We start from the raw sequence: 13,094 nt of genomic DNA, 5'->3' as shown, positions 1-13,094 counted from the left end.
TTGTTTGATTCTTGTTTATAAACTAATTGTAGTAACGTATTCATCTTCATCTTCAATTTTGTTAAGAGAAATTACCCCTATGTAATTTGCTAATTGCTCTATACAATCGAATTCAAAAATGTCTACGATTTCAATTTTTATATCTAGTTCTTTGTTGACAATTGAAATTAAACGAGTCGCTAATAAACTATGACCTCCTAATTCGAAGAAATTATCATACACTCCTACTTTTTCGAGACCTAACAATTCTTGCCAAATAGCAACTAATTGTTCTTCGATCTCGGTGCGTGGAGCTACATATTCTCTTGTTGAGAACATGCTACCATCAGGATCTGGTAATGATTTTCTATCTAATTTCCCATTAGATGTTAATGGCATAGCATCTAGTGCTATCCATATGGTAGGAACCATATAATCTGGTAAGCTTTCTTTTAATTCTTCTTGCAAAAATTCTTTATCCAATGCTCCTTCAACAACAATATAGCCGATTAGTTGATTTGTACCAGTAGCATCTTCCTTCGCTAATATACAGCATTGATTTATAGTATCAATGGCTAATAATGCACTTTCTATCTCTCCTAATTCAATTCTGTATCCTCTGATTTTAACCTGATGATCTTTTCTTCCGACATACTCAATTGAACCATCTGGTAACCAACGACCTAAATCACCTGACTTATAAAGTCTCGAATTATCCTCGTTGCTAAATGGATTTGAAACAAATCGTTCATTTGTAAGCTTTTCTCTATTCAAATAGCCTCTCGCTACACCAGCTCCTCCTATACACAGCTCTCCAATTACTCCTTTTGGAACCAAATTCAAATGGTTATCAACCACATAACAACTCAATGTGGGAATTGCTGTACCTATGGTACTTGCTGGTGTTAAAATTTCAGCTGAAGTAATTTCCTTATAAGTAACATGAACCGTAGTTTCGGTAATACCGTACATGTTAATTAATTTACATTCAGAATAGGTTTCTTTCCATTCTTTTAGATATGTAGGATTCAATGCTTCCCCTCCAAAAATCACATAACGAATGGCATTTGAAGTTACATCTGCTGTTAAAAATTCCTCTTGTAGCGTGTAAAACGAGCTTGGTGTTTGATTTAAAACTGTGACACCTTCGTTTACTAACAATTGTGTATAAGAAGCCATGTCTCTCGTAACTGCTTTCGGTACAATTACTAATCGCCCTCCAAATAATAAAGCTCCATACATTTCCCAAACTGAGAAATCAAAACAAAATGAATGGAATAGAGTCCAAACATCGTTCGAAGAAAAATCGTACAAGCACTCGTCGTTGACGAACAAACGAACTACATTTATATGCTCTATCAATACGCCCTTAGGCTTCCCTGTACTTCCTGATGTATAAATTACATAGGCGAGGTCATTTGGCGTCATTCCTTTGTAGCTTAATTTTCGTGTAGAAAATTCTGAAATAGCATTCCAATCTCCATCTAGAGAAACCACTGTTAATTCATCTCTACTTTTTAAAGATTGTTTGCTTGCTTCGCTACTTAATACCAAACGGATACCAGCATCTGTAAGAGTATAATCGATACGATCTTCTGGATAATCTGGATCAACAGGAACATATGCCCCTCCCGACTTTAAGATTCCTAAAATACCGATAATCATTTCCAGACTGCGTTCCAAACAAATTCCCACTAAATCATTTGACTGCACTCCTTCTTCTCTTAGGTAACGTGCTAATTGATTCGATTTCTTATCTAATTCTTTATATGTTAATTCTACTCCTTCATAAACTACTGCAACAGCATTTGGAGTATCCTTTACCTGCTCTATAAATAAGTCTACTAATGTTTTATCTTTTGGATAATTTACCTCGGCAGTATTAAACTCTTCTCTAAGTTGAAGTTCTTCCTCTTCAGGTAATATACCTACTCTGCTTATTGCTACTGTTTCTTCTGATTTCAATCCACTTAGCAGTCCAGTTAGAGCTTCTTGCATATAGGTAAGAATACTTTCAGGATCAATACTTTCGTCAACCTGAACCGTTATTCCAAACCCTATTCCATAATCATCAACATATACTCCAAAAGGATAATTCGTTCTTTCATTACCACTTATCAAATCCATTTCTAAGTCCATCATATCACCATGGGCTTCTACTTCTTCTGTTGAAATTTCTGAATGGCGGAAATTAAATAATGCGCTAAACAATGGTACATCATTAGAAATACCTGACCAACCATGTATTCTTGGTAATGGAGTTTGCTCATGAGGTAGCAAATCACCTAATGTTTGTTTTACTGTTTGAATATACCCGGTTACATTTCCTTTTAACTCAACTAAGAAAGGTAGCGTATTGATAAATAATCCAAGTGAGTTCGCTGCACCAACGGATCCTTGAAGGCGACCTGAAAATAATGATCCGAATACCGCATATTCTTTACCACTAAATCTTCCGACAAGAATTCCATACGCAGCATGGAATAAAACAGCTGGACTTATTCCTAATTCAACACTAACTTTTCGAATTTCTTCTGTTAATTCTTCAGATAACACAACATTTGCGTCTTTAATTGTGCCTTCATTACCTCGAACGGTTGCTAGCTCAAAAGGATAGGTAGGTTCATCAATATCTTCGAATAATTCTTTGAAATAAACTTCTGAATCGTTTTCAGATTGTAAGTGTAATACATGACCGATAAATTCTCTATACAATGCTGGTTCTGGAAGCATTGATGCTTTTCCTGCTAAATACATTTCGATTTCAGAAATAATTATCTCTAAACCAACATGATCAAAAATTAAGTGATGTTGATTTATTAATAAGTAATATTTACCCGATACAGTATCATCTGCCGATTTTAACTGTAGTATTGGTGCATTGGTAAGATCTATCCAGTTTTTACCAGGCTCTAACATTTTCTTTAATTCTGATTCTATTTCTATGCCCGAATCAAAAGTTAACTCCTCTATTTGAAGCGTTGCTTCTTTAAGTACCACTTGCACCGCTTGAGGTAAACCTTCACTTATCACGCCAGTACGTAAAACATCATTACGATTTACAACAAATTGCAGTGCTTCTATAAATACTGATCGTTTTTCACTACTTGAAAATGATAATAAATTTGGAAGAACATAAGGATCTCCTTGTTCTTCATTACTCATTAAATAATGGAAATAAATTCCTTCTTGTAGTGGAGATAAAGGATACATATCTTGAATGTTGGCAATACCTCCTTTAGTTTGCGCTACGATTTTTTCAATATTTTCTTGATCAAAACCTTGTAATAAAGGAAGCATTTCAGGTACAATTTGATCTACATTTTCTGTTATCTTATTTGCAGGTACTACGTACATTGCATCAACAGACAATACTTTTTCAGCAATTCCAGCGATTGTAGGCTCTGAAAAGATATCATTTACTGTAGTGTGATAACCAATTCCCTGTAATCGAGATATTAGTTGAACTATTAATAAACTATGGCCTCCTAATTCAAAGAAATTATCGTAAACTCCAATTTTTTCGATATTCAATAATTCTTGCCAAATCGTTACTAACTGCTCTTCTGTTTCATTTCTTGGAGCTATATATGCTTGGGTAGACAACATTGAACCATCTGGTTCTGGTAATGCTTTTCTATCTAGTTTACCATTACTTGTTACCGGAATTCCTTCCAACTCCACCCAAATCATAGGTACCATATACTCCGGTAATGTTTTGAGAAGCTCGTTTTGTAAACTTTCTTTATGAAAATCGCCTTTAGTAACTACATAGGCAACTAATTGTTTGTTCCCGCCAACATCGTTCTTTGCTAGTACACAACATTGATTTACCTCTGTTAAAGTCGCCAATGCATTCTCTACTTCTCCAAGTTCAATACGATATCCACGTATTTTAACCTGATTATCCTTTCTTCCTACAAATTCAATGGTCCCATCTGATAACCACTTGGCTAAATCGCCTGTTTTATAAATTCGTTCTTCTTCTTTGAACGGATTTTTAATAAACTTCTCATTGGTAAGTTCTTCTCTGTTAAGATATCCTCGAGCAACACCTCTTCCTCCAACACAAAGCTCTCCAACTACACCAGAAGGTAATAACTCATTTGAGTCATTTAAAATATATACTTCCGTATTATGAATTGGTTTTCCAATTGGGACAAGGTCTCCTATTTTTCCATTGAATGTTGTCGCACAAATACTCGTTTCCGTTGGTCCATAAGCATTTATATAATTATAGCTTTCAGAAAAAGCTTTTGCCAATTTTAATGGAATTGCTTCCCCTGCAGTAACCAGTGTTTTTATGGTTGGTATATCTTCTACTTCCAATAGTTGTAAAAATGCAGGTGGTAAGGTTGCAAACGTAATTCTTTGTTCTTCTATGAACTTTTTAAACAACGCTACATCCGATTTACCTTCCTCACTTACAATACACAAACTAGCACCACTTAATAAAGCTATTCCTATTTCCCAAATAGAAGCATCAAATGAAGGACTCGCAAATTGTAAACAATTGTCATTGTTATCAATAGAGAAATTAGCTATTTGCGACAGTATGGTATTTATAATACTGTAATGCTCAATCATTACTCCTTTAGGTTTCCCTGTACTTCCTGAAGTATAAATAACATAGGCTAAATCATTCGCCTTAACAATTACTTCAGGTGTAGAGTTATTATATTTATCTATATCTTTTTTGAAAGATGTTAAAAACGCTTGATCAATAACAAAGCTGCTATTACTATCTGTTTTAATATATTCTTTTCTTTCCTCTGGATATGATGGATCTATTGGCACGTAAGTTCCTCCAGATTTTAACACTGCTAAAAACGAAACTATTAACCAGTTACTTCTTTCTAATGTTACTGCTACGAAAGTTTCATTATTAATAGTGTAATTGGCCAAAATGTAGTTCGATAACTGGTTCGAAAGCTCATCAAGTTCTTTATAACTCAACTTTTCTTCTCTGTCAACTACAGCAATCGCTTCTGGATTTTGTTCAACTTGAGTTGAGAATAAATCAATAATTGTTTTTTCTTCAGGATACTCAATAAGAGTTTCATTAAACTCTTTTAATAATTGTACTTCTTCCTTCTCAGTTAATATGGATAAGTCAGTTACATTTATATCCTTATTCAATCCATCCAACAATTGAATTAACGCTTCTCGCATGTAAGAAGTGACGCGATCTGCAGGAATACTTTCTTCTATTTGAGCAATTAAACCAAAAGCATCGCCATAGTCATCAACACTTAAACTAAATGGATAATTTGTTCTTTCTTCACTACTAATCATATAAACCCCTAAATCAACAGGCTCCGTTTCTCTATCATTTGTTGTTGAAAGATTTCCATGACGGAAGTTTAATAGGGCGTTGAAAAAAGGTACATCATTTGGAATATCTGTCCATGATTGAATGCTTGATAATGGTGTTTGTTCGTATGATAATAATCCATTTAAGTGTTCCTTAACTAAGTTTATGTACTCAGCAACATTTCCATTTAATCGAGCCAAAAATGGTAAGGTATTAATAAACATACCTAAAGAGTCTTCTACTCCTAAAGAACCCTGTAAACGACCCGAGAATAAAGACCCGAAAATAGCATGGTTTTTATTACTACATTTTCCAATAACCAATCCGAATGCAGCATGGAATAACACCGCAGGACTCATTCCATATTTAGTACTTACTTCTCGAATACTCTTAGAAAGTTCCTCTGGTAAAATTATTCTAGATTCTTGAATACTTGTTCCTGTTCCTTTGACATCAACCAATTCAAATGGATAGGTAGGTTCTTCAATATCTGTATAGATGTTTTTGAAATAAGCCTCACTATCATTTGTTTTTTGTAGATGTAATGTATGACCTATAAAGTTTCTATATAAAACTGGTTCTGGAAGATTCGAATGTTCTCCTAATAAGCACATAGTAACCTCGTCAACAACCTTTTCAACTCCAATATGATCAAACATTAAATGATGCTCCAATAACACTAAGTAATAGCCGTTATTTTTAGGATCATCTATTGCTTTCAGTTTCATCAATGGAGCTTCTGAAGCATCAACCCATAATTTACCTGGTGCGTTTTCTCTTTTCAATTCAGCGATAACATCTTCAACATCATCAGCTATAATCGATTTCTCTACTGATAGTTGTGCTTCTTTATGCACAACTTGAACCGCTTTTGGTAAACCTTCACTAATTACACTTGTACGCAATACATCATGGCGATTTACTACATATTGCAATGCATCAATAAATGAATTTCGTTTTTCTTCATCTGAAAATGCTAGTAAATGTGGTAGCACATAAGGATCTCCTTCTTCCTTCGTACTCATTAAATGATGGAAATAGATTCCTTCTTGTAATGGCGATAAAGGATAAATATCTTCAATATTACCAATACCTCCCTGAACATTGGTCACCACTTTATCGATATCTTTTTGTTCAAAATCTAATAAAGGAACCATTTCTGGAGTAATCTCTTTAGTATCTACTGTTATTCCATTTGGAGGAACCTGATAGATTGATGCTCCAGATAATAAATTTTCACTGATACCTGCAATAGTAGGATTTGAGAAGATTTCTTTAATCCCTATGTTAAACCCAACATTTTGGAGTTTAGAGATTAATTTAATAACTAATAAACTATTCCCCCCTAATTCAAAGAAATTATCATTGATTCCTATTCTATCAATAGCAAACAATTTTCTCCAAACAGCAGCTACTTTTTCTTCTTTTTCATTTCTTGGAGCAATAAATGTTTTGGTTGATAATGTAGCTCCGTCTAATTCTGGTAGCGCTTTTTTATCTAACTTCCCATTTGGTGTTAATGGCATTTCCTCCAACTCTATCCAGATCATTGGAACCATATAATCTGGCAAACTCAATTTCAATTCTTCTTGTATCGCTTCCTTATTTAGCGATCCTTCAACAACAACATAAGCTATTAAATGATTAATTTCATTTATATCTTTTTTCGCTAATACACAGCTTTGTTGAATTCCTGATACAACAGATAATGCATTTTCTATTTCTCCTAGCTCGATACGATACCCTCTAACTTTTACTTGGTCATCAGAACGTCCAACAAACTCCAATGTACCATTTGGAAGCCAACGCCCTAAATCGCCTGTTTTGTATAAACGCCCTCCTTCTGATTTAAATTGATTTTCAATAAACTTTTCTTTCGTTAGTTCTTCTCGATTTAAATACCCTCTTCCTACACCAATTCCACTAGTCCATAATTCTCCTACCACTCCTACTGGACATAAACTATTGAATGCATCAACAACATACACATCCATATTTGCTACTGGCTTTCCGATAGGAACTACAGCACCTTTTGGTGATTCGTACATAATATGCAAGGTTACATCATCTGAAGCTTCTGCTGGTCCGTATGCATTTATTACTGGAATTGATGGATATAATGAGAACCATTTATCTAATAAGGATTTTGTCGCTGCTTCACCCGTAACTAAGAAATATGCTAGATTCGACAATCCTTCTGAAACTGTATCCGTTTCTAATAAATTAGAAATATATGATGGAACTAATTGAAGATGACTTACCTCATTTTCAAAAAGAGAGTTTTGAAAACCATCAATATCTAAAAGCATATCCTCGCTATAGATGGCTATACTTCCTCCACATAATAATCCGCTTAACATTTGCCATACAGAAATATCAAATGTAAATGGAGCTGTGAATGCAACAACGCTTTTATTCGTCATTTTTAGTTCATCTACCATTATTAATGAATGATTTAACAAGCCTGCATGTTCAATCATTGCTCCTTTAGGAATACCTGTACTTCCAGAAGTATAAATAACATAGGCTAAAGAATTCGAACTAATAGACACATTTACCGATGTAATTGGGAGATTCAATTCAATTAAGGATTTGTCATCCAATACTATTAATTCAAGATTATCAAATGAAGCTAATGATGATTGACTTGCTTTATCTGTAATTAATAAATTGCATGCCGTATCTTCCAAAATACTGGCTATTCTATCTTCTGGAAAATCTGGTTTCATGGGAACATAAGCTCCACCGGATTTTAAAATTCCTAAAACACCAATTAGCATCTCCAGACCACGATTTAAACAGATACCTATTAATTCTTCTGACTGAGTTCCTTTCTCTAATAAGTAATGTGCTAATTGATTTGAACGTTCATTCAACTGTTTATAAGTTAAGTTCTGTCCTTCGAAAATTGCTGCGACTGCATTCGGTGTTCTTTCTACTTGCTTTGTAAATAATTCAACAACTGTTTCATTAAATGGATATTCTACTTCATTATTATTGAAACCTTCTAATATGTTTATTTTCTCCTCTTCAGGTAAAATTGTTATTTCAGATACGGTTTTTTGTTTTTCTACACCCGTTACCAATCCTTCTATTGCTTCTACCATATACGAAAGCACTGCTTCAGAACTTAAACTTTCATCTACTTGTACTTTCAGTGCAAAGTCGGTTCCATAATCATCAACATCCAAAGAGAAAGGATAATTTGTACGTTCATGTGCTTCTACAAGCCCCATTCCAAGATCAACCGAATCTTCCGAAACTTCTTCTTGTGCTACTAAAGGAGAATGACGGAAATTTAATAAAGCACTAAATAATGGTACCTCATTAGAAACTCCACTCCAACCTTGAACAGAAGATAATGGAGTTTGCTCATAAGTCAATAGCGATCCTAATGCATTCTTTACTTCTAAAATATATTCCGAAACACTTCCTTTGAGTTCTGTAAAGAATGGTAATGTATTAATAAAAAGACCTAATGAATCTGCGGCTCCAGCACTACCTTGTAAACGCCCTGATAACAATGATCCAAAAAGCGCATATTCCTTATTACTGCATTTTCCTACAACCATTCCGAAAGCTGCATGAAACAACACTCCTGGACTTACTCCAAGAGTCGTACAAACATTACGGACTTTTAAACTTAATTCTTCAGGTAAGTTTGCAATTGATTCCTTTACATTACCACCAGTTCCCTGAACGTTTGATAAATCAAACGGATATGTTGGTTCATCAATATCTCCAAGTAATTCCTTAAAATAAGATTCGCTGTCGTTTGATGCTTGTAAATGTAACGTATGACCTATAAACTCTCTATATAAAACAGGTTCTGGTAAACTTGCTTCCTGTCCTATTGAGTAAATTGCTATTTCTTCGATTATTTTGTCTAATCCGACATGATCGAATAATAAATGATGGTGATTAACCCATAAAAAATAATGCCCTTTCTCTTCGTCATTTGCTAACTTCAATTTCAATAAAGGAGCTTTTGAAACATCCATCCATTGATTTCCTGGAGCTGATAGTATTTGCAATTCTTCTAAAACATCTTTCGATGCATCAATATCAAGGTTTTCTATAGATAACTCTACCTCTCGCAATACTACTTGAACTGCATTTGGTAAACCATCACTTAAAACACATGTACGTAATACATCATGTCTATTCATTACAAATTGTAATGCTTCTATGAATGAAGTGCGTTTTTCTAGGTCTGTAAACACTAACAAATCAGATAAAACGTATGGATCACCTTCCTCTTTATCACTCATTAAATAATGAAAATGGATTCCTTCCTGTAACGGAGATAAAGGATAAATATCCTGAATATTGGCAACACCATTAGGTATTTTTGATACTACCTTATCAATATCTTCTTGGACAAAATCCAATAAAGGAACCATCTCTGGTGTGATACTATCGATACCTTCTATTATTCCATTCGCTGGAACTTCATAAAATTCACCCTCTGATGATACTTTTTTACTCAGAGATTCAATTGTTGGATTTGAAAAAAGATCTTTAACTTGAATATAATAATCTATTTTTTGTAGCCTTGCTATAAGCTGAACTACTAACAAGCTATGACCTCCTAATTCAAAAAAGTTATCGTATACACCAATTTTTTCAACACCTAATAACTCCTGCCAAATAAGTGTTAACTGCTCTTCTACTTCGTTTCTTGGAGCTACGTATTCTTTAGTAGATAACATTGCTCCATCAGGCTCGGGCAATGCTTTTTTATCTAGTTTTCCATTGGATGTTAATGGCATTTCATCTAACTCAATCAAGATAGAAGGAACCATGTACTCTGGTAAAACTTCTTTTAATTCTTGTTGAACTTTCTCTTTATTTAGTTCGTCTGTTGGAACTACATATGCAACTAAACGTTTGACTCCATTTGCATCTTGTTTTGCCAAAACACATGATTGACTTATCGAATCTAAATTTGATAATGCGCTTTCTATTTCTCCTAACTCAATACGATATCCTCGAATTTTTACCTGTGTATCTTTTCTTCCAACAAACTCGATATTTCCATCTTGTAACCAACGTACCAAATCGCCTGTTTTGTATATTCTTTCTCCTTCTTTAAATGGATTACTAACGAATTTCTCTTTAGTAAGTTCCTCCCTGTTTAAATAACCTCTGGCCACTCCTGAACCTCCGATACACAATTCTCCAACCACTCCTACAGGAGATACGTTCATTGCTGAATCAACAATATAAACTTGTGCATTACTAATTGGCTTTCCTATTGGAGGTTTTTCATTACTACTATCTGTTGGAGATACTTTACAATAGGTAGCAACTACTGTTGCCTCTGTTGGTCCATAGTTATTGTAAATTGTAAGAGATGTTTCTTTACTTAAAGACAAGGCATCTCCTCCTGTTAAAATTGTTGTGCTTGGTAAAGAGATATCTGCATCTATAAAATTCTCACATAACAACGTAGGCACATATGCATGTGTTATTTTATTTTCATTTAAAAACGTTGAAAACAACTTTAAGTCGTAACGATTTTCACCTGTAATAGGATATAAACTTGCTCCCCCCAATAAATATGGGAATATCTCCCAAACACTTGCATCAAAACCTACTCCCGCAAATAAACTTCCTCTACTTGAAGCTGTTACTGAAAATGCCGATTGATGCCAAAAACATAAATGAACTAAGTTTCGGTGCTCAACCATAACTCCTTTGGGCTTCCCTGTACTTCCAGAAGTATAAATTACATAGGCCAAACTATCAGTCGTTATGTTTACATTTATACTTGTTTCTGGATAAGAAGTAATTTTATCCCAATCTTTATCAATACGTATGATTGAAAATTCCTCGCTTTCAGTCAACACCTCGCTACTCATTGCATCACTTAATACTAAGTTTATACTAGCATCTGAAAGCATATAATTGATGCGGTCTTCTGGATATGTCGGATCTATTGGTATATATGCAGCACCTGTTTTAAGGGTTCCTAAAATAGCAACCACCAATTCTAAACCACGATCCATGCAAATACCTAGAAAATCATTAGGTTGAATTCCCTGTTCTACTAAATAATGTGCTAGTTGATTAGAATACTTATCTAAATCTTGATAGCTTATCGTTTTCCCTTCGAAAGACACAGCAATTGCATTCGGAGCTTTCGCTACATTTTCCTTGAAAAAATCAATAATTGTTAATCCTTTTGGATATTCAAATGATGTATCGTTATAAACGTGTAACAGCTGATTTTCTTCTTCTGAAGTTAATAATGATAAATCATGAATTGGCTGCCTAATATTATCGACAATAGCCGTCAATAAGTTTTCATAATGAGCCAACATTCTCATTATTGTAGCTTCATCAAACGACGCTGTTCGGTATGCCATGTCTAAAACTATACCAGAATCACTTTCAGAAATATCTAGTGTAAGATCGAATTTAGCGGTTTTCCCTTCAAATCCGTATCCTGAAATTTCAACTCCTCCTAAATCTAAAGCTTCTCCTCCTTCTGATATAGCAGGCGATGTATTTTGTAAGACAAACATCACTTGAAATAAAGGAGTTATGCTAATGTCTCTGTCAGTAAGTACAGTGTCAACTACTTTTTCAAAAGGTGCCAACTGATTATCATAGCCATCTAAGGTTGTTGCCTTTACTTTCTTCAGTAATTCTTTAAAACTTGGATTTCCACCTAAATCAGTACGCAAGGCCAAAGTATTTACGAAAAAACCAATCATTCCTTCCAAATCAGACTGTGTACGATTCGCTACTGGGGTTCCAACACAGATATCGCTTTGACCACTATAGCGAGATAATAATACTTTGAAAGCCGATAATAATAACATGAATAATGTTACTCCTTCTTGATTGCATAAAGCTTGTAAATTATCCCTTAGTTTTTTATCTAATTGTAAAACTAAGTTTGCTCCTTCCTTGTTTGAAATTGCCGAGCGTTTATGATCTTTAGGTAATGTTAACGTGCTAACGTCTTCTAGTTTTTTCTTCCAGTATGCTATTTGATTGTCTAAAATTTCACCTTCTAAATGCTCTCGCTGCCAAATTGCGTAATCCGAATATTGCAATGTTAACTCAGGTAACTCAATTGACTTACCTGCCTGCAAAGCACTATACAATGTCATGAATTCATTTATCAAAATTCCTTCTGCCCATCCATCACTAACAATATGGTGAAAAACACATGCCAATACGTACTTGTCGTTTTCTAAGTGATACAAACATGCACGAAATTTATAATCTACAGCTAAATTGAAAGGAACACTGATAAAATTAACCAAAGTTTCAGTCAATGTACTTTCGTCGGCACCATTAACCTGATCTAAAGACCAGTTATCTGCACTAACAACTTCTTGATATCCTTTGCCTTCATCGGCCAGAATATTTGTTCGAAGCACCTCATGACGCGTTACAATGGTCTTAAAAGCCTGCTCCAACATAGGTATATTTAATGCTCCTTCTAAACGGATAACCGTTGGCATATGATATTCAACACTTCCATCTAATTGGTCTAAAAACCATAATCGTTCTTGATTGAATGATAAAGGAATACGATCTATGTTTTCTTTATTATAGGCGGTTATTTTTGGTAATTGCAATTCATTCGTTGCTCCTTCTTCCTCATAAGCTTTTAAATGATCAATTATTTGTTGTTTATTGGATTTTAGTTCTTGTATTGTTTCTGGATTAATTTCAGCATTTGCCTTAATGTTTAAAGCCCCATTCTTTAAAACCAGCTTTATACCTTCCTTATCAAGTCTATGTAAAAAACTTATAATGTCCATGTTTGTTTGGTTAATTT

At 34.2% G+C, this 13,094-nt stretch carries 1 protein-coding gene; it reads right to left on the bottom strand.

The window, feature by feature from the left end:
- Positions 1-15: 15 nt before the first annotated feature.
- On the bottom strand, positions 16-13,077 hold the full coding sequence (locus BLW23_RS00155) for a non-ribosomal peptide synthetase (protein WP_093667236.1): 13,062 nt from the start codon (positions 13,075-13,077) through the stop codon (positions 16-18).
- Between the last annotated feature and the right edge of the window lie 17 nt (positions 13,078-13,094).

Source organism: Tenacibaculum sp. MAR_2009_124, from assembly GCF_900105455.1.
Classification (GTDB): Bacteria; Bacteroidota; Bacteroidia; order Flavobacteriales; family Flavobacteriaceae; genus Polaribacter.
Note: the sequence above shows the minus strand (reverse complement) of the source record. Positions and strands in the feature narration are given on the sequence as shown.